Below are 19,115 nucleotides of genomic sequence, written 5' to 3'. Positions count from 1 at the left end.
CGATCGTCAGGCCGTCAGCCGCTCGCTGACCTCCCAGAGGCGGGCGGCCGCCTGCGGGGCGACGGCGTACGGCAGCACGCCCGGCAGCCCCGGGTGCGCCCTCCATCCGGCCTCGTCCTCGGCGGTCACCAGGGGGCTGATGTCGCAGTTCTCGCAGTAGACCCCGCCCAGCCCGTCGAGTTGCGGGCTGGTGGCGCACCACACGCCGGTCGCCGCTCCCTGGGCGACGGTCTTGTGCTGCCGGGCGGGATCGCGTACGGGGCGGCCCTCCTCGTCGAGGGCGCCCGCCGCCCGCAGGGACTCCTCGGGGATGTGCTTGGCGAGACCGGTGTCCACGATCGTGCCGGGGTGCACCGCGAAGGCCCGCACACCCTGCCCCCGGCCCCGCCGGTCCAGCTCCACGGCGAACAGCGCGTTGGCCGTCTTCGACTGGCCGTAGGCGAGGAACGGTTCGTAGGCGCGGCGCTCGAAGTGCAGGTCCTCGAAGACGACGGGCGAGAAGCGGATGCCTCGGGAGGACACCGAGATCACCCGTGCCCCGCGAGCCGCGACCAGCGCGGGCCACAGCCGGTTCACGAGCCGGAAGTGCCCGAGGTGGTTCGTGGCGAACTGCGACTCGTAGCCGTGTGCGTCCCGCCGCAGCGGGGTCGCCATGATCCCGGCACTGTCGATCAGGATGTCCAGCGGACGCCCGGAGGCCAGGAACTTCCCCGCGAAGGCGCCGACGGATGCCGGGTCGATGAGGTCCATCTCCTCGATCTCGACGCCGTCCGCCTGCGTGAGCGCGGCGCGAGCCCGCTCGGGATCCCGGGCCGGTACGACGACGTCTGCGCCCGCCGCCCGCAGGACACGGCTCGCCTCCAGGCCGATGCCCGAGTAGCCACCGGTGACGATCGCGACCTTGCCGGTGAGGTCGATGCCCTTGATGACGTCCTGAGCGGTGGACGCGGCGCCGAAGCCGGAGTGCAGGGGCTGCTGGGGGGTGGTCATGGTGGGGATCTCCTCGCTGTGAGCCATGAGACCACCGTAGATCCGTAGATCCGAACGATGAATGCTTGAAAGTGCGTGCTACTTGCGTGATAGTTCGACCATGTCCTCCGACCCTCTCTCCGACGCCCTCGCCGTCGCCGACGCACGCGGGGTGTTCTCGGGCGGGTTCACGGCCGGCGGGCGCTGGGCGATCCGTCTGCGCGGGCACGACAAGCTGAAGGTGAACGTGCTGGCCCGGGGCGGTTGTCTGCTGGTCACCGAGGACGGTGCCGAACCCGTCGCCCTGTCCGAGGGCGACGTCGTCGTCTCCGACGGGCGGCGGTCGTACGTGCTGTGCAGCGAGCCCGGACTGGAGCCGGCCGAACCGGAGCGGGTCGCCGTCGATCCCCACACGCGCATGGGAGAGGTCGGCGACGGAGAGGAGGTGGTGTGCGTCTCCGGGCACATCGACCTCAGCCGGGACGGCGGCGATCTGCTGCGCCGGGCCCTGCCCGAGCTGATCCGTGTGCGCGCCACCGCGGCCGAGGCGCCGGTGCTGCGCTGGCTCACCCGGCAGCTCATGGCGGAGATGGCGGCGGGCCGGGCCGGTTCCGCCTTCTCCTCGGACCACCTGGCCCAGCTGATGTTCCTCCACGTGCTGCGGTCCTGTCTCAGTGACGCCGAGGGGCTGCCGCCCGGCTGGCTGCGGGCTCTCGCCGACGAACGGCTGGCTCCGGCCCTGCGCCTGATGCACGCCGACCCGGCCCACCCCTGGCAGCTCGCGGAGCTGGCCGCGGCCGCCGCGATGTCCCGGACCACCTTCGCCGTCCGCTTCCGCGAGGTCGCGGGTGTGCCTCCGCTGACCTATCTGCAGAACTGGCGCATGAGCCTGGCCGCCCGTGCCCTCAGGCAGGACTCCGTCCCGGTGGCGGCGCTGGCCCGCTCGGTCGGGTACGGCTCCGAGAGCGCCTTCAGCAACGCGTTCAAACGCGCCGTCGGCGTCGGACCGCGCCGCTACCGGGAGACGGTCAGGGGCTGAGCCGCGGCGCGGGATCCCCTTGCCGGGCCATCGCGCGCGCCGTGACCCGCCGCCGGCCCGGTGGCGTTCCAGGCCTCGAGGTAACGGGCGGCGGTGCTCCCGTGACGTTCGGTGTTCACGGGCCTGGTGAATCAGCCTCCATCCAGGGCGTGCCTGCTGGTCGGGGCCGGGTCCGGGGGCTTTGCCGCTCCGGTGTGGCCACCGTGCCGGAGATCGGTGGCGCGGGCCGATCGCCTCCCTGGTGATGCCGGGGGCGCACACACCCCGGTGCATTCCGGCCCAGAAAGGGCGGCGAATATGCCAACAGGCTGGCCGGAAAGTCATGGTGACAGAGTGTCGGGAGGGGCGATACTCAACGTCAGGGCACTTCACCGCACAGGAGCCGCACGGGAAGCGAGGGCTTCGGCCGGCACAGCAGCGAGGCGACGGGGGAGTGAGACGTGCACGACGAATTCCTGTGCCATGTCACGGCGTACGGCATGTGCGACGGCAGGCGTATCGGCGTACCGCTCGGCACCTACCGCGCGCCGACGCTGGCCCTGGCTCTGTGGTGGCTGCGGGACCGGGCGTCCTGGATCGCCGAGCGGCTCGACCCCAGTCCGCAGGACCCCGCCTTCCCCACCGGTGCGCTGGTGCCGGTCGCCGGGACGGTCGCCGACGTGCCCTCCCTGCTGCGGGCCTGGTGTGCGGACGACGTACGGCAGGAGCGGGTGGCCGACGAACTGGCGGGCGGCCGACTGGTGCGGATCGCCGCCAGCGACGACACCACCGAGTACGAGCTGCTCGCCGAGTCCGTCGATGCGCTCCGTATGCAGCGCACCGTGCCGGCGCTCTTCGTGTCCGTCGGCTGACACGTGTCCGTGTGACCTGGAGGGCAGGCCCACGGATGAGCCAATCGGTACAATTCAGGCATGGCGGAGCGGTCGGTCGCCTCGACGGCGCCCGAACTCGTCCTGGAGACCGACGCGGGCTCCACGGTGATGAGCCCGGGCCGCGACTACCACGTCGGACGCGACCCGTTGAGCGACATCGTCTTCGACGATGACCGGGTCTCGTGGCACCACGCCGTGCTGCGCTGCGACCACGACCAGTGGACCCTGGCGGACCAGCACAGCACCAACGGCACCTTCGCCGACGGCCGAAGGATCGAGGAGTGGGGCGTGCGCCCCGGCAGCGTGATCCGCTTCGGCCACCCCACCGACGGCCCCCGCGCGGTCCCGGCCGGCGCCCCCGAGCCCGCCCCCGACCGCCCCTGTGCGGTGTCCCGGCCGGAGTGGACCGGCACCTTCCACAGCCCCACCAGCGTCCGCCCGCTGCCCGTACGCACCGTCAGGATCGGCCGGGCGCCCGACAACGACCTCGTGGTGGACGACCTGATCGTCTCGCGCCGCCACGCCGAACTGCGCACCCACACGGACGGCACGTACGAGATCGACGACCTCGGCAGCCACAACGGCACCTTCCTCAACGGCCGCCCCGTCACCCACGCCCCCGTCGGCCCTGGTGACGTCGTCGGTATCGGCCACTCCGCTTTCTGCCTGGTCGGCGACGAACTCCAGGAGTACGTAGACACCGGCGAGGTCTCCCTCGACGTCCAGGAACTCACCGTCGCCGTCGACGGCGGCAGCAAGATCCTCCTCGACCACGTGTCCTTCCCGGTGGGCCAGAAGTGCCTGCTCGCGGTGGTCGGACCGAGCGGTGCCGGAAAGTCCACCCTGCTGAACGCCCTGACCGGGCAGCGGCCCGCCGACCGCGGCACCGTCCTGTACGACGGCCGCGACCTCTACCGCGACTACGCCGAACTGCGCCAGCGCATCGGCCTGGTCCCGCAGGACGACATCCTGCACCCCCAGCTCACCGTGCGCGCCGCCCTCGCCTACGCCGCCGCGCTGCGCTTTCCCCAGGACACCGCGGCGGCCGAGCGGCAGGCCCGGGTGGGCGAGGTGATCCGGGAACTCGGCCTCGAACAGCGCGCCGGCCAGCCGGTGCACAGCCTCTCCGGCGGGCAGCGCAAGCGGGTCAGTGTGGCCCTGGAACTGCTCACCAAGCCGTCGCTGCTCTTCCTCGACGAGCCGACCTCCGGGCTCGACCCCGGCATGGACCGATCGGTGATGACCATGCTGCGCGGCCTCGCCGACGACGGCCGCACGGTCATCGTGGTCACCCACAGCGTGCTCAGCCTCAACGTCTGCGACCGCCTCCTGGTCCTGGCCCCCGGCGGCAAGGTGGCCTACTACGGGCCGCCCGGCGACGCCCTCGCCTTCTTCGGCTTCGAGCAGTGGCCGGAGGCCTTCGAGGCCTTCGACCGCGACCCGGACCGGGACTGGGCCGGAGAGTACCGCGACTCACCGCTGCACCGGCACTACGTCACCGAGGCCACCACCCAGCCGCGCCACCCCGGCCCGGCCCCCGTCACCCCCACACCCACGCCCCGCCCCTGCGGCCGGGCCGCCCAGCTCGGCACCCTGGTCCGCCGCTACACGGCCGTCCTCGCCGCCGACCGCACCTTCCTGCTCGTCATGATCGCCCTGCCCTTCGTCATGGGCGCCATGGCCCGCGCCCTCGCCGGCGGCCGACTCACCCCGGACACCGCGATGAACGCGCTGCTCATCCTCTGCGTCGGCGCCGTGCTCACCGGTGCCGCCAACGCGGTGCGCGAACTCGTCAAGGAACGCGCGGTCTACCAGCGCGAGCGCGCCGTCGGCCTGCCCAGATCGGCGTACCTGATGTCCAAGGTCGTGGTGCTCGGCACCATCACCGTCGTCCAGGCCGTCGTCCTCACCCTGGTCGCCCTGCTCGGCGTCGACCTGAACGCCCCCGGCGGCCGGGGTGTCCTGCTGCCACCGCTCGTCGAGATCACCCTGGCCGTCGCCCTGCTGGCGTTCACCGCGATGATGCTCGGGCTGCTCGTCTCCGCGCTGGTGCGCAAGGAGGAGGTGACGATGCCCCTGCTGGTGCTGCTCGCCATCGTCCAGGTCGTCTTCTGCGGGGCCCTGCTCCCCCTGCACGGTGTGCCCGGTCTCGAGCAGCTGTCCTGGCTCGTGCCGTCCCGCTGGGCGTTCGGCGCGATGGCCGGCACCGTCGGGCTGTCCCGGATCGTGCCCGGCGACCAGACCGCCGACCCCCTCTTCCGGCACTCGACGGGCGTCTGGCTGCTCGACCTGGGCATGCTGGTGGTGCTGTCCCTCCTCTGCGGCCTCGCGGTCGCCCGGCTGCTGCGCCGGCAGGAGCCCGCCGTGATGCGGAAGTAGGCGGCACCGTGACAGCGACGACAGCGACACGGAAGCAGGCGCCCCGATGAACACAGCGACCGGCCCCGGATTCCGGCCCACGCACGTCGTCCCGCCGCGCGGCATGCCTGCCTGGGAGGCCCCCGACCCCGCCCGGCCCACCGTCCCCCTCGACCCGCTGCTGCCGGTCCAGCTCCTGGAGCGGCGCGGCGACTGGGGGCGCATCCGGTGCGCCAACGGGTGGTCCGCCTGGGTCGACGGACGCCACCTCGTCGCCGTCCCCGAGGACCCGCCCGCCGCCCACGGCCCGGCCGGCACCGCCGACCCCCGGCCCCTGCTGGCCCACGCCGCACAGGCCCTGGCCGACTACCGGTCCGCGGTGGAGCAACTGGCGGCCGGCACGCTCGACGGCGAGGACTTCGCCGACCACACCCGGGGCCTCAGACTCGGGATCGTCGTCGACGGCGAGTCCATGTGGCTCTACGACCCCGAGGAGAGCCGCTGGCTGTTCGGCGACGGGCGGCGGCTGACCACCTACGCCACCGACCGCGAGGCCCCCGGCGCGGACGACGCCGGGCACGCCCCGACCCGGCTGGTCACGCCCGACGGTGAGCACTGATGACACGCCGGACCAGCCTGTTCTCCGGCCACCCCTCCGAACTGATCGGCCGGAGGGTGGCGAACTACCTCGTCGAGAGCGAGGTCGGGCGCGGCGGCATGGCCGTCGTCTTCCGCGCCCGCGATCTGCGCCTGGACCGCACGGTCGCCCTCAAACTGCTCGCGCCCGAACTCGCCCGCAACGACACCTTCCGGCAGCGCTTCACCCACGAGTCCCAGGTGGCCGCCGCGATCGACCACCCGCACATCGTGCCCGTCTTCGACGCCGGCGAGACGGACGGCGTGCTGTACATCGCCATGCGGTACGTCTCCGGCAGCGACCTGCGCCATCTGCTCGACGAACGCGGAGCGCTGGCGCTGCCCGACGCCATACGGATCGCCGCGCAGGTGGCCTCCGCCCTCGACGCCGCCCACGAGCACGGCCTGGTCCACCGGGACGTCAAGCCCGGCAACATCCTGATCGCCGAGGGCACCGACAGCGACCACCCCGAGCACGTCTACCTCACCGACTTCGGGCTCACCAAGAAGTCGCTGTCCCTGACCGGCTTCACCAGCGTCGGCCAGTTCGTGGGCACCCTCGACTACGTGGCCCCCGAGCAGATCTCCGGCCGCCCGGTCGACGGCCGTTGCGACGTCTACGGGCTGGCCTGCGTCGTCCACGAGACCGTCACCGGCCGGCCGCCCTTCCAGCGCGACGACGACATGGCGCTGCTGTGGGCCCACCAGTACGACGAGCCGCCCCCGCCGAGCACGGTCCGCCCCGGACTCCCGGCGGCCGTCGACGCCGTCTTCGCCAGGGCCCTGGCCAAGAGCCCGGACGACCGCCACGACACCTGCCTCGCCTTCGTCGCCGAGCTGCGCGCCGCCACGGCGCCGCCCGCGGTGGCGCCGACGGCCGGCCCCGAGGCCGACCGGGCAGCGGGCCGCACGGTCACCGACAGCCGGCGGCCTCCGCACTGGGCGGGGCCGGTGTTCCACGACTGAGTGAACGACCGCGCCCCGAGGGGGCGCGGGGCGCCGCGCGAGCGGCCACGACGTTGCCGCAGGTGAACGAGGACAGCCGGGTCACGGCGCCTGCGGCGCAGTGACCCGGCGGCGTACCAGCAGCGCCAGCAGCCCGCCCAGCAACCCGGCGAGCGCACCCCACAGCGCGCCCAGGCCCACCGCCTGCCAGAGCCGAGGCGTGAGGAACAGCTCGCCGGACAGCCCGCCGCCCAGGTCACCGATACCGAGCAGGGACAGGCCGTAGTGCGCCGAGACACGGCCCGTCAGACAGATCATCAGCACGGTCAGCGCCAGCGCGACGCCCAGGTGCAGGGCGTGCTGCCACAGCCGGATCCGGGCCGGTGAGCGGACGGCCGTCCGGAACGCCACAGCGAGCAGCAGGATCGCGTCCACGACCGCCAGCCACCACCAGCGGCCGTCGTAGTCGGTGAGCGTGCGCAGATTCAGCGTGGAGACGTCACGGGTACGCAGCAGCACGTCCAGGACATGGGGCATCGGCAGGCCGAAGGGGCCGTCGACCCGGCCGTCCCAGGTCGCGCCCAGACCGAGGGTGAGGGCCAGCCAGGCCAGGTTGGGCAGAGCGAGCAGGATCAGTGCGAACGTCGCGGGGGCGTGCCCGCGGGTGGCCGCCGTGATCAGCGCGATGACGAGGCCGATGACGACGTAGGCGAGGAGCAGGACGACCATCGCGTGCGCCGCCGGGCGCACCGACTCCTGGAAGCGCAGCAGCCGCCCCGGCAGCGGAGCCCCGCGCGCGACCAGCACCGCCAGCAGCAGCACCCCGGCCAGCCACAGCAGCCCGAAAAGCACCGTGAGCGGCACGTCCGTGGTGAACCCGACCCGCGGCGCGGCGTTGAACAGCCCGGCCAGATCGTTGAGCGTGCCGCTGCCCACGTCGACGGCGAAGGTCTGCCGGGCACCGAGAGCCAGGCCGACCAGCACGAGCAGCCACAGCACTGCGAGCCGGGCGGCCCAGCCGCCCAGCTCCGCGGCCGAGGCCACGGCCCGGTGCCGCAGTGGGCGCAGGAAGCCCGCCCCGATCACCAGGGCGCCGGCGAGCGTCACCGACAGCGGGATCACCGTGACTCCCGCCCGGCTCTGCGCCAGTGCCCCCGCGTTGCCGGACAGTTCCACGCTGCCGCCGACCGCCGTGGCCAGGGTCGCGGCCACCACCCTCGGAAACGCACCGTCCGGCAGCTGTGCCGCGCCGGCGGCCCACAGCCCCAGTGTGGCCACCACGATCATGACGGCCAGGCCGGTCAGCACCGCGCCCACGGCCTGGGGCCAGCCATGGCGGGCGGCTGGCCGTGCGGAGACGGTCGGAGGGCTCACGCTGCCACGCTAAGCAGCAGCCGGTCGCCCCGCCCGTCGGCTTGCGAGCGTGGTGACTCTGAGACACACAATGGGCTCAATGTGCATCCAAATGCACCAAAGGGAACCTGACCGCGACATGCCGCACCGAGAAAGCCCGTACTGAGAAAAGCCGCGCATCGCGACGGGAAGAAGTGCTCGTGAGCGTCGAACCTCCGTCCTCCGGGGGCCCGACAGGGCCGCCCTCCGGCCCCCTGTCGGGCCCCTCCCAGCCGCCTTCGGGACCGCCCGCCGGACCACCGAGCGGGGGCACCGGGCCCAAGGAACCGCACGGGCCGTGGTGGAAGTCCGTTCCGCGCATGGCGGCCCTCAGCGCCGTCGTGGTCGCCGCCGTGGTGCTCGCCGTCGTCTTCACCCGTTCGGGCGGCGGCTCCTCGGCCAAGGGCGGCGAGGTCTTCCTGCAGTCCGCCGCCGGCGCCGGCCAGGACCCCTTCACGGAGTCGACGGCGAAGGAGAGTTCCGCTCCGCCGCCTCCGTCCGCCTCCGCCGCTCCCTCCGGCCCCGCGGGCGTGATGCAGGGAGTGGAGGGCGGGGCGCCCGGACTCTACGGCGGCACCCGGGAGGTAGCGGCCTGCGACGTGGAGCAGCAGATCAAGGCCCTCCAGACGGACCCGGCCAAGAGCAGGGCGTTCGCCTCCGTGGCCGGAGTCCAGTCCTCCGGCGTGCCCTCCTATCTGCGCTCGCTCACCCCGGTCCAGCTGCGCGTCGACACGCGCGTGACCAACCACGGCTACCGCAACGGTGCCGCGACCAGCTACCAGTCCGTACTCCAGGCGGGCACCGCCGTCCTGGTCGACAGCCGCGGCGTGCCCCGGGTCCGCTGCGCCTGCGGCAACCCACTGACCTCGCCGGTCGCCGAGAAGCACACGCCCACGCTGGTGGGCCGACGCTGGCCGGCGTACCGGCCCTCGAACGTCGTCGTCGTGACACCGGCGCCGACCGTCGTCAACGTCTTCGTGCTCTACGACCCCCGCCACGGCAACTGGATCCAGCGCCCGCACGGCGACCAGGGCTGGCGGCACGACGAGCACACCGGGCCGCCCAAGCACCCCCATCCCTGGAGCCCGCCCCGGACCCCGTCCCCGTCCCCGACGTGTCCGCCCGGGTCGAAGCACTGCCCTTCCGCACCGGGCACGCCGAGCCCGTCGACGTCGCCCTCCTCCACGTCCCCGTCGAGCGCCGTCCCCTCGTCCCCGACGTCCTCATCGCCGTCGTCCTCATCGCCGTCTCCCTCGTCGGCCTCGCCCCCGCCCTCGTCGGGCACGCCCTCGTCCCCGTCCTCCTCGCTCCCGTCCTCCGGTGCTTCGTCCACCGCGCCGTCGTCTTCATCGCCGTCGGCCTCGTCGTCGGGACCTGAGTCGGCCGTGTCGTCCTCGACGGGGTCGTCCCCGGCCGCGTCCTCATCCGCCGGGCCCTCGGCACCGTCCCCGGGCTCTTTGCCGAATGGGAAGGTGACGCAGACAGCGAGGTCGGGGGAGAGCGCGGGGCGGAGCACGGCCGAGCAGACCACGCGGCAGGAGACACCCGGGACGACGAGTGAGCCGCCGGTGAGCGGCGCCGAGCCGCACCGGCCGGACTCGCCCGGAAGGTGACGATCGCCACTGTGCGCGCTCGGCGAACGCCCGGGGGGACTGCCGGGCGTTCCTCGGGGTATCAGGACTGGTGCAACAGGCGACCGGCCGGACCCGGCATTCGAGAGAGACAGCATGACCGAGCACCTGGGCGGGCCAGTGATACCGACTGGTTTCGACGTCACCGTGGAACCGCTGCGCCGTGCGGCGCACTACAGCGGCGAACCCGGCTCCATCGCGGAGGCACGGGCCTTCGCCGCCCGGTTCCTCCAGCAACTGAGCACCGAGTGGTGCGCCACCGTCGACCGCGATGCCGAGGGTGAGCTGCTCCTGCTCGTGAGCGAGTTGGTCACCAACGCCGAGCAGCACAGCAACGGCCCGTACATCCTGGAGCTGGAGGGCACCGACGACGCGGTCACGGTCTGCGTGTACGACAGCAGCTCCGCGCTGCCCCGCCGCTACCCCAGGGACCCCGCACGCGTCGGGCGACACGGACTGGAGATCGTGGACGCCCTGGCCGCGGAGGTCGTCGCGGAGCGCGTACCCGTGGGCAAGCGGATACGCGCCCGCTTCGACCTGGGACGCTGAGCCGATTTCCCTCAGGGCGCAACGCGGGGGCCTTGTCCCGCGGCCCCCGCCTCCTAGGCTGACGTGGGTGACGAACCAGGTGAGCAACGAAGCCCGAGTGATCCCGCTGCGGCCGGCGCCCGCCCGTCCACGGGAGCCCGAGTCCGAGCCCCGGGAGAGCAAGGAGCCCCTGTGGCGCGATCTGGTCGGCGAGGTGCTGCGCCGCGAGCGGCGGGCGCAGGAACGCACGCTGAAGGACGTCGCCGACGCGGCCCGGATCTCGCTGCCCTACCTCTCCGAGATCGAACGCGGCCGCAAGGAGGCCTCCTCGGAGGTCCTCGCGGCCGCCGCGCACGCCCTCGGCCTGGGCCTCGGCGACCTGCTGTCGCTGACGCACGGCGAGCTGACCCGGCGCACGAGCAGCCACCGCCGCCCGGCCGCCGCACCGCACCGGCCCTACAACGGTCTCTGCCTGGCCGCCTGACGAGTCGGCCCGGTCACTTCTCCCGCAACTGTCGGAAGAACGCCCGGACGTCGCCGACCAGCAGGTCCGGCTGCTCCAGGGCCGCGAAGTGCCCGCCCCGGTCGAACTCCGTCCAGCGCACGATGTTCTCGGTCCGATCCGCCTTGTGCCGCAGCGGGATCTGGGGGTCGGCCGGGAACACGGCCAGCGCGGTCGGCGCGGTCGAGGGCTCGGCGGGCCGGGCGATCCGGTCGCCGGTGGCATGTGCCCGCTCGTAGTAGATGCGCCCCGACGACCCGGCCGTACCGGTGAGCCAGAACAGCATCACGTTGGTCAGCAGCCGGTCCCGGTCCACCGCCTCCTCCGGCAGCTCCTTGCAGTCGGACCACTCCTTGAACTTCTCGACGATCCAGGCGAGTTGACCGACGGGTGAGTCCGTCAGGGCGTAGCCGAGGGTGTGCGGACGGGTGGCCTGGAGACCGGCGTACCCGGCTCCCTCGCGGAACCACTCCTCCCACCGGCGCCAGGACCGCAGCGTACGCTCCCGCTCCGCGGGGCCGAGGGCGGCCAGCTCCGCCTCGGCGGGCTCGGTGAGCGCCTGTGCGCCCGGCAGTAGATTGAGGTGGACGCCGATCACCCGGTCCGGATGGGCGCGGCCCAGCTCGCGCGAGATCCCGGCGCCCCAGTCACCGCCCTGCAGCCCGAACCGTTCGTAGCCGAGCCGCCGCATCAGCTCCACCCAGGCGCCGGCCACCCGGCCCGCCTCCCAGCCCCGGTCCGTGGTCGGCCCGGACAGTCCGAAACCGGGGATGCCCGGCACGACGACGTGGAAGGCGTCGGCCGCGTCCCCGCCGTGCGCCACCGGGTCGGTGAGCGGGCCGACGACGTCCAGGAACTCCACGATCGAGCCCGGCCAGCCGTGGGTCAGCACCAGCGGGGTGGCGTTCGGTTCGGGCGAGCGGATGTGGGCGAAGTGGATGTGCGCACCGTCGATCGTGGTGGTGAACTGCGGCCACCGGTTCAGCTCGGCCTCGGCCGCGCGCCAGTCGTACGTGTGCCGCCAGTACTGGACCAGTTCCCGCAGATAGCCGGCCGGGACGCCGTACTCCCACCCCGCGCCGGGCAGCTCGGCGGGCCAACGGGTGCGGTCGAGGCGGTCCTGGAGGTCGTCGAGATCGTGCTGAGGGACCGACAGGCGGAAGGGTTCGATGCTCTCGCCGGGTGTGGAGGTCATGGTGGGGATGCTAATCGGGGACGGCCCGCGCCCGGCCCGAATTTTCGCCCGGTTCTCCGTGGGGCCGATGAGTTTTGCGGCGCCGAGCGGTCGGTACGGATGACCGTGTTCCCCGCCCAGGAGGTACCCATGAGCACCGACGGTTTCACCACGTGTCTCTGGTTCGACGGCCAGGCCGAGGAGGCCGCCGACTTCTATGTGTCGGTCTTCAAGAACTCGTCCATCGGCCGGGTCACCCGTACCACCGAGGCCGGGCCCGGCCCGGCCGGCTCGGTGCTGGTGGTCGAGTTCACCGCCAACGGCCAGAAGTTCATCGCGCTCAACGGCGGCCCCCAGTTCAAGTTCACCGAGGCGATCTCCTTCCAGATCTTCTGCGCGGACCAGCAGGAGATCGACCACTACTGGAACCGGCTCACCGAGAACGGCGGCGAGCCCGGCCCGTGCGGCTGGCTGAAGGACCGGTACGGCGTCTCCTGGCAGGTCGTCTACGACCGGCTGGCCGACCTGATCAACGACCCGGACCAGCAGAAGGCGTCCCGCGCCGTCACCGCGATGATGGCGATGGGCAAGCTGGACGTCGCCACCCTGGAGAAGGCCCACGCGGGGGAGTAGCGGCCGCAGGGCCGGGGTGCCTTCACCCCGTCTCGGTGAGGATCTCGGCGATGACGTGCCGGGAGTTCTCCACCAGAGCCGGGTTGGTGTCCCAGTAGTACGGCAGCTGGATCAGCGAGATCGACAGGGCCCAGCCCCGTCCGCGGGCCCACTCGGCGTCGTCGGCACCGACCGCTTCCCGGAAGGTGTCCCGGGCGGCGGCCGGCAGGAGATTCCACGCGGCGATCAGGTCCACGGCCGGATCGCCGACGCCGGCACAGCCGAAGTCGATCACGGCGCTGAGCCGGCCGCCGTCGACCAGCACGTTGCCGGGGGAGAGGTCCCCATGGGCCCACACGCCGGGACCGGCGTGGGCCGGGGCGTCAAGGGCCCGCTCCCAGTGGGCGATGACCGCGTCGGTGTCGATCCGTCCGCCCAGTTCGGCGACGGCGGCCCGGGTCGGCTCGTCCCGGGCCTGGAGGGGACCGGCCCGATAGCCGGGCGGGCCGTCCTGCGGATCGATCAGGCGCAGGGCGCGGACGAACGCTCCGAGGTCCGCGGCGAGCCGCCGTGGTTCACGGACCGCCCCTGCCGCCGGATTGGTCCCCTCCAGCCAGCGGTAGACGGACCACGGCCAGGGGAACAGATCGTCGGGCCCGCCGATCCCGAGCGGCTCGGGCACGGCCACCGGCAGCAGCGGCCCGAGCCGGGGCAGCCAGCGCTGCTCGTGTGTCACGTCCGGTACGGCGTTGGGCCGCCGTGGCAGCCGTACGAGCAGGTCGCCGCCCAGCCGGAACATGGCGTTCTCGGTGCCGGACGACGCGAGCCGCCGTACCGGCAGGCCGGCCCAGCGCGGAAATCGGCGGGCGATCAGCCGACCGACCAGCGGGGCGTCGAGGTGAACCTCGTCCGCGTGCATACGCGGCGGTGGGGTGACGGCATTCATGGAAGGCCATCCCAGCGTCTCGGCGCCCACGCTGTCGACCGGATTTCACCGGAACCTGGCTCAGACCCGGTCGGCCACGATCAGCAGGTACTGGAAGCTGCCGTTCTTGTACGCGGTGAGGAACGCGTCCTCGATTCCCGTCACCAAGTGGTCGGCTTCCTTGCGCAGTTCCCAGTAGGGGATCGTCGCCTCGGTCAGGTCCTCCACATGGACCGGGACCAGCCGGTTCCTGGCCATCGCCCGGAAGTACTCCGACCGTGGGTGGATGTCGCAGATGTAGTGCGCGTTGATCAGCGACACCTCGCGCGAGGCCCGGCCGTAGCTGTCGTTGTAGCAGCCGGTGATCGTCACATAGCGTCCGCCGCGGCGCAGCAGCCGGGCGTGCTCGGCGAACAGCAGCTGCAGCTCGACGTACATGGTGGACTCGTTGTTCCACGAGGCGGCGTAGGCACCCGACTCGAAGCCGGTGTCCAGCATGTTCCGGTGGTGGTAGCGCACCTTGTCGCCGACGCCCCGCTTGCGGGCCATCTCATTGGCGAAGTCGGCCTGCTTGGCGGAGATGGTGACGCCGTCGGAGTGGCAGCCGTGGCGCAGGTTGGCCACGATGCTGCCGCCGCCTCGGCCGCAGCCGGCGTCGAAGACCCGGTCGGCGGGTGTGAGCGGACCGAGGTGGCTCGCCAGCAGCTCGGCCTGGGCGTGCTCGAGCCGGTGCAGCTCGCCGGTGATCCGCTTCTTGCGCAGCTCCGGGTCCGGCTCGTCGAGCACCGACCGGTCGGCCGCCCCGATCCCGTAGTGGTGGTGGTACAGGTCGTCGATCTTTCCGAGTTCGAGGTTGACCGGGTTCTCCTCGGCGTTCCAGTAGTCCGCGACGCGGTTCTGGTACCTGGACTGGGTCGGCACCGGGGCTGACGTGGTGGTCTTCCGAGCGACAGGGGCGGTGGTCAACAGTGACTCCTCGAAGTGTGACTGACGGTGTTTCAGTTGGACTGTCGGAACTACCAGTAGTCGGGCAGGTGGTAGCGGTTGGTGTTGGTGGCGTGCCACTCGTGGTTGCCGGCGACCCAGGCGGCCAGGCCCTCGGCGTAGCGCGCGACCACGGGTGAGGTGGCGGACAGCGCGGCCGACTCCTCCTCGAAGGCCTCCATGATCCGGTTGTGGATCCCGACGGACTTGAGATAGGCCGCCTTCAGCCCGTGCCGGTCGTTGGCCGCGACCACCTGCGGCAGATTGAGGTGGTCCGGGTCGCTCGCCAGCTCCTTGGTGAAGGAGTACAGGTCGTTCACGATCGTGGTGGCATTGCACGCCAGGGCGGTGATCCGCTGGATCTCCGGGCGGGCGTAGACCTGCTCGGGCAGTTCGTAGCCGTCCACCGCGTCGACCAGCGACAGACAGGGGCGGAAGTTGTTGAACTGCCGCATCACCAGGTACTCCCAGACCCGCGGCATGTAGCGGGTCTCCATCCAGGCGGCCTCGCCCAGGTACCCCAGGTGCAGCCGAGCCACGTCGTGCACGAACCGGTTGGTCTGGCTGGGGGTGGCGAAGGTGGCGTAGTCCACGAGGGCGAAGTGGTACGAGCGCAGCGGGCCGTCGGCCTGGATGCCCTCGCGCCACTCGGCCTCCAGCTCCGGGACGCCGTGGTACGGGTCGAGCGCCGACTGGGCGATGACCAGCGGGCCGCCGAGGCCACGCCGCGATCCGCCCCGCCCCTCGTCCTCCTCGCAGTAGCAGGAGTCCACGATGTTCTCGGCGAGCAGCAGCTTGCCGGCGGCGGTGAGCCGGTCCAGGTCGAGACCGCCCGGGTGCTGGAGGACGATGGCCCGGCCGGTCTGGAAGTCCGAGAAGTCCCCCGTCCAGGCCTCGGGGAACAGCTCCAGCTCTCGGGCCCAGGCCTCCAGGCGCCGGTCGATCTCGGCGGCCTTCTCCGGGTCGGCGGGCACGGCGGGCCGGTGGTGCAGGCCGGGGACCACGCCGGTGCGCCGGGCCGGGCGCAGGCTCTGTGCGAGGTTCGGCGGCCCGGGCAGGGCGTAGGAGGTCGTGGGTGTGCTCATGGCGTGCTCCAGGCCCTCAGTCGGCGGTCCGGCCGAGCTGGACGTTCTCCAGGATCCCCGCCGCGTCCGGGACGAGGATGGCCATCGAGTAGTAGGCGGTGACCAGGTAGTTGATGACGGCCTGCTCGTTGATGCCCATGAAGCGGACGTTCAGGCCCGGTTGGAACTCGTCCGGGATGCCGGTCTGGTAGAGGCCGACGACGCCCTGGTCGGCCTCGCCGGTGCGCAGCGCGAGGATGCTGGTGGTGTGGTCGTCGCTGATCGGGATCTTGCTGCACGGATAGATCGGCACTCCGCGCCACGCCGGTACCTCGTGCCCGTCGACGCTCGCGGTCCCGGGCACCAGGCCACGCCGGTTGCACTGCCGGAAGAACGCCGCGATGGCCTTGGGATGGGCGAGGAACACCTTGGTCTTGCGCCGCATGGACAGCAGCTCGTCCATGTCGTCCGGGGTCGGCGGGCCGGTGAAGGTGCTGACCCGCTGGCCGTAGTCGACGTTGTGCAGGAGCCCGAACTCGCGGTTGTTGACCAGCTCCCACTCCTGGCGCTCGCGGATCTCCTCGACGGTCAGCCGCAGCTGCTGCTGAGTCTGGTCCATGGGGTGGTTGTAGAGATCGGCGACCCGGGAGTGCACCCGCAGCACGGTCTGGGTGAGGGACAACTCGTATTCGCGCGGGTCGAGTTCGTAGTCCACGAAGCCGGCTTGCAGCGTCGGCTCGCCGGTGTGGCCGGCCTGCACCGGCACCTCGGCCTCGCCCTTGCGGTTCATGGGCTTGCGCTGCTGCTCGACGTAGGCCTGGAGGTGCGCGGCGAGGGACGGCACCCGCTCGGTGATCTCCTGGACGACCGTCCAGGGCAGTGCGAGGACCACGCCCGCGGTGTCGGCCCGCACCGAGGACAGCCACAACGGGTCGGACTGGCCGACCGCCTCGTCGCCCATCTGGTCGCCCGCGGTGACGACCCCGGTGACCTCCTCGTCGCCGTACTTGCCGTTGGAGTAGCGGGTGAACCGGCCGTGGACGACCAGGTACGCCTCCGTCACGGGCTGGCCGGCCTCGAACAGCACCTGCCCGGCGCGCACCTCGCGGGGCTGGAAGCGGCCGGCGATCTCCCGCAGCACTTCGAGGTCGGGGTAGCCGCGCAGGATCGGCAGCTCGGTCAGCGTCTGCGGAACGACCCGGATGTCGTCGGCGCCGTTGTGCTCGAAGTGCACCCGGCCGCGTCCGGTGCGCAGCTGCAGACGGCGGTTGACCCGGTAGGTGCCGCCCTTGACGTCCACCCACGGCAGGGCCTTCAGCAGCCACCTGGAGGTGATCGCCTGCATCTGTGGTTCGGACTTGGTGGTCGTGGCGAGCTGGCGTGCCGCCCGGGTGCCGAGGCTGGTGAGCGGCCTGTCGGCCTCGGGCGCGGGGACGGGCTCTTCGACGGCGGAACCGGTGGCGCTGTCCGGTGTGGACACTTTCCCTCCAGCGGAGCGGAACGGGGGTGACGGGATCGGTCGGTGGTGTGCGAGGTGGTGCTGCGCCGGACCAGCCAAACAGGCCGGATGATCACCGGGTAAGGCGTGAAAGGGGGCGGGTTCGCGCGTGGGTTGTGCAAACCTGCCGTTGGTGTCAAACATGCGGCGCGCGGCTGCATACCCGCTTCACCTCGCCCTGGCGCCCGGGTTTCCCGTCCGGCCTTCACTCCCGGCGGTGACCTGCCATACCCGGAGCGTCACCCTCCGCAGTCGGGTACGGCCCCTGCCCCGGCTCCGGTCGCTCGGCGCGCGTGCCGGCAGCGGGATGGCTAGCGTGAGCAGCGGGGCCACACGTGTGCGCTGTCGGGACAGGTTTTGACAAGAGGACATCAGGAGGGCCGTGAGTATGGCCGTGCAACCTGAGGGAACGCCCTGTTGGGCCGATGCGATGTTCAGCGACGTCGAGGGAGCCAAGCGGTTCTACGGTGACGTCCTCGGCTGGACCTTCGGCGAGTCGTCGCCGCAGTACGGCAACTACACCCAGGCCTATGTGGACGGCAAGGCGGTCGCCGCCGTGGTCCCGCCCATGCCCGGACAGGAGGGGCAGTCGCAGTGGTGCCTCTACTTCTCCTCGCCGGACGTCGCCGCCACCGCGCAGAAGATCCGGGACCACGGCGGCGAGATACTGATGGAACCGATGAAGGTCGGCGACTTCGGCACCATGTGCCTGGCCCGCGAGCCCAGCGGCGCCGTGTTCGGCGTCTGGCAGGCCGGCACCCACGAGGGCTTCGAGGCGACCGGGACTCCGGGCGCCTACTGCTGGGCCGAGGTCTTCACCCGGGAACCGGAGAAGGCCGACACCTTCCTCTCCGCCGTTTTCCCTTACCGGATGAAGCAGATGGACGACCACGCCGTGGACTTCCGGGTCTTCGACGTGGCCGAGAACACCGTCCTCGGCCGGATGAAGATGACCGACGACTTCCCGCCCGAGGTGCCGTCGTACATCAACGTGTACTTCACCGTCGACGACTGCGACCAGGCGGTCGAGCGCGCCGTCAAGCTCGGCGGTGTCCTCCGCTTCGGGCCGTTGAGCAGCCCCTTCGGCCGGTTCGCGGCGCTCGGTGACCCGCAGGGCGCGAACTTCTCGGTGATCGACATCACGACCACCGAGGGGCAGATGCCGTCGGTCTCGGACGTGTGAGGCCGGGCCGGGGGAGCGTGGCACGGGCGGCCGGACGGGTGCCGCAGCGGCCGCCAGCCCGGCCATGGCATGATCGTGTGCATGCGTGAACGTGTGGTGGCCGCGTGCGACGGGGCTTCGAAGGGAAACCCCGGACCGGCCGGATGGGCGTGGGTGGTCTCCGACGACGAGCGGACTCCCGCCCGCTGGGAGGCGGGCCCGCTCGGCCGGGCGACCAACAACGTCGCCGAACTCACCGCCCTGGAGCGCCTGCTCACCGCGATCGAGCCGGATGTGCCGCTGGAGATCCGGATGGACTCCCAGTACGCGATGAAGGCGGTCACCGCCTGGCTGCCCGGCTGGAAGCGCAACGGCTGGAAGACCTCCGCCGGCAAGCCGGTCGCCAACCAGGACCTGGTCGTGCGCATCGACGAGCTGCTCGACGGCCGGTCGGTGCAGTTCCGCTATGTCCCGGCCCACCAGGTCGACGGCGACCCGCTGAACGACTTCGCCGACCGCGCCGCCAGCCAGGCCGCCTCCGCGCAGGAGGAGGCCGGCAGTGCGCTCGGTTCCCCGGAGCCGCCGGCCTCGCCCGACACCCCCAAGGCGGCGGCCCCGCGCAAGAAGGCGCCCCGCCGCGCCGGCGGCGGGACGTCCTCGCGCACCGGCGGCGGGGCCTCCTCCCGCACCATCAAGGCCAAGTTCCCCGGCCGCTGCCTGTGCGGCCGCTCCTACGCGGCCGGCGAGTCGATCGCCAAGAACGCGCAGGGCTGGGGCCACCCGGAGTGCCGTACCGCCGAGGCCTGATCGCGGTCCTCGGCTGC

17 protein-coding genes and 1 pseudogene are annotated in these 19,115 nt (G+C 72.2%); 11 read left to right on the top strand and 7 right to left on the bottom strand.

Annotated features, from left to right (window positions below; genetic code table 11):
* Positions 1–6 precede the first annotated feature (6 nt).
* Entirely contained in the window at positions 7–1,017 is a 1,011-nt protein-coding gene (locus GQF42_RS05960; protein ID WP_233273264.1) for an oxidoreductase, read from the bottom strand.
* Between the two features lie 73 nt (positions 1,018–1,090).
* Here GQF42_RS05960 and GQF42_RS05955 point away from each other — a divergent pair, with 73 nt between their 5' ends.
* The 5 genes from GQF42_RS05955 to GQF42_RS05935 all read left to right on the top strand — a co-directional run bounded on the left by GQF42_RS05955 (position 1,091) and on the right by GQF42_RS05935 (position 6,840).
* The gene (locus tag GQF42_RS05955; protein WP_158918327.1) at positions 1,091–2,008 is read left to right on the top strand and encodes an AraC family transcriptional regulator; all 918 of its coding nucleotides are present in this window, start codon (positions 1,091–1,093) and stop codon (positions 2,006–2,008) included.
* A gap of 440 nt (positions 2,009–2,448) precedes the next feature.
* Positions 2,449–2,859, top strand: coding sequence for a hypothetical protein (locus GQF42_RS05950; RefSeq protein ID WP_158918325.1), 411 nt, complete (start codon positions 2,449–2,451; stop codon positions 2,857–2,859).
* Between the two features lie 60 nt (positions 2,860–2,919).
* Entirely contained in the window at positions 2,920–5,259 is a 2,340-nt protein-coding gene (locus GQF42_RS05945) for an ABC transporter ATP-binding protein/permease (RefSeq protein WP_158918323.1), read from the top strand.
* A 46-nt stretch (positions 5,260–5,305) separates the two neighbouring features.
* Positions 5,306–5,857, top strand: a complete 552-nt coding sequence (locus GQF42_RS05940; RefSeq protein ID WP_158918321.1) for an SH3 domain-containing protein — start codon at positions 5,306–5,308, stop codon at positions 5,855–5,857.
* Positions 5,857–6,840 (top strand): serine/threonine-protein kinase, encoded by a 984-nt coding sequence (locus GQF42_RS05935; protein ID WP_158918319.1) that lies wholly within the window; start codon positions 5,857–5,859, stop codon positions 6,838–6,840. Before GQF42_RS05940 ends, GQF42_RS05935 begins: the two co-directional genes overlap by 1 nt.
* 81 nt (positions 6,841–6,921) lie before the next feature.
* Here GQF42_RS05935 and GQF42_RS05930 read toward each other — a convergent pair whose 3' ends face one another.
* Positions 6,922–8,193, bottom strand: coding sequence for a streptophobe family protein (locus GQF42_RS05930; RefSeq protein ID WP_158918317.1), 1,272 nt, complete (start codon positions 8,191–8,193; stop codon positions 6,922–6,924).
* A gap of 179 nt (positions 8,194–8,372) precedes the next feature.
* On the opposite strand from GQF42_RS05930, the pseudogene GQF42_RS05925 reads away from it, so the two are divergent.
* The 3 genes and pseudogenes from GQF42_RS05925 to GQF42_RS05915 all read left to right on the top strand — a co-directional run.
* Positions 8,373–9,584, top strand: a pseudogene (locus GQF42_RS05925) (DUF6777 domain-containing protein); the annotation flags it as partial.
* A gap of 354 nt (positions 9,585–9,938) precedes the next feature.
* The gene (locus GQF42_RS05920; protein WP_158918313.1) at positions 9,939–10,391 is read left to right on the top strand and encodes an ATP-binding protein; all 453 of its coding nucleotides are present in this window, start codon (positions 9,939–9,941) and stop codon (positions 10,389–10,391) included.
* Positions 10,392–10,458: 67 nt separating this feature from the next.
* Positions 10,459–10,854: a helix-turn-helix domain-containing protein gene (locus GQF42_RS05915; protein WP_199272583.1), complete on the top strand. Its 396-nt coding sequence runs from the start codon at positions 10,459–10,461 to the stop codon at positions 10,852–10,854.
* 13 nt (positions 10,855–10,867) lie between these two features.
* On the opposite strand, the gene GQF42_RS05910 is transcribed toward GQF42_RS05915, so the two are convergent.
* Positions 10,868–12,067, bottom strand: a complete 1,200-nt coding sequence (locus GQF42_RS05910) for an epoxide hydrolase family protein (RefSeq protein ID WP_158918311.1) — start codon at positions 12,065–12,067, stop codon at positions 10,868–10,870.
* Between the two features lie 129 nt (positions 12,068–12,196).
* Between GQF42_RS05910 and GQF42_RS05905 the strand changes: the two genes are divergently transcribed.
* Entirely contained in the window at positions 12,197–12,679 is a 483-nt protein-coding gene (locus GQF42_RS05905) for a VOC family protein (protein WP_158918309.1), read from the top strand.
* Between the two features lie 22 nt (positions 12,680–12,701).
* On the opposite strand, the gene GQF42_RS05900 is transcribed toward GQF42_RS05905, so the two are convergent.
* Genes GQF42_RS05900 through GQF42_RS05885 form a run of 4 tightly spaced genes read right to left on the bottom strand, consistent with a single transcriptional unit; the run spans position 12,702 to position 17,111 of the window.
* Positions 12,702–13,604, bottom strand: coding sequence for an aminoglycoside phosphotransferase family protein (locus tag GQF42_RS05900; RefSeq protein ID WP_233273262.1), 903 nt, complete (start codon positions 13,602–13,604; stop codon positions 12,702–12,704).
* A 60-nt stretch (positions 13,605–13,664) separates the two neighbouring features.
* Complete coding sequence (locus tag GQF42_RS05895; protein WP_158918307.1) at positions 13,665–14,549, bottom strand: geranyl diphosphate 2-C-methyltransferase; 885 nt, start codon at positions 14,547–14,549, stop codon at positions 13,665–13,667.
* Between the two features lie 50 nt (positions 14,550–14,599).
* Entirely contained in the window at positions 14,600–15,652 is a 1,053-nt protein-coding gene (locus GQF42_RS05890) for a family 2 encapsulin nanocompartment cargo protein terpene cyclase (RefSeq protein WP_158918305.1), read from the bottom strand.
* Between the two features lie 16 nt (positions 15,653–15,668).
* Positions 15,669–17,111: a family 2B encapsulin nanocompartment shell protein gene (locus GQF42_RS05885; protein ID WP_158918303.1), complete on the bottom strand. Its 1,443-nt coding sequence runs from the start codon at positions 17,109–17,111 to the stop codon at positions 15,669–15,671.
* Positions 17,112–17,517: 406 nt separating this feature from the next.
* On the opposite strand from GQF42_RS05885, the gene GQF42_RS05880 reads away from it, so the two are divergent.
* Positions 17,518–18,312, top strand: a complete 795-nt coding sequence (locus GQF42_RS05880; RefSeq protein ID WP_158918301.1) for a VOC family protein — start codon at positions 17,518–17,520, stop codon at positions 18,310–18,312.
* A gap of 69 nt (positions 18,313–18,381) precedes the next feature.
* Entirely contained in the window at positions 18,382–19,098 is a 717-nt protein-coding gene (locus GQF42_RS05875) for a ribonuclease H family protein (RefSeq protein ID WP_158918299.1), read from the top strand.
* Positions 19,099–19,115 lie beyond the last annotated feature (17 nt).

The sequence above is a fragment of the Streptomyces broussonetiae genome (assembly GCF_009796285.1).
In the GTDB taxonomy this organism is placed as follows: Bacteria; Actinomycetota; Actinomycetes; order Streptomycetales; family Streptomycetaceae; genus Streptomyces; species Streptomyces broussonetiae.
The sequence above is the reverse complement of the archived record's forward strand: the minus strand, read 5'-3'. Positions and strand labels throughout refer to the sequence as shown.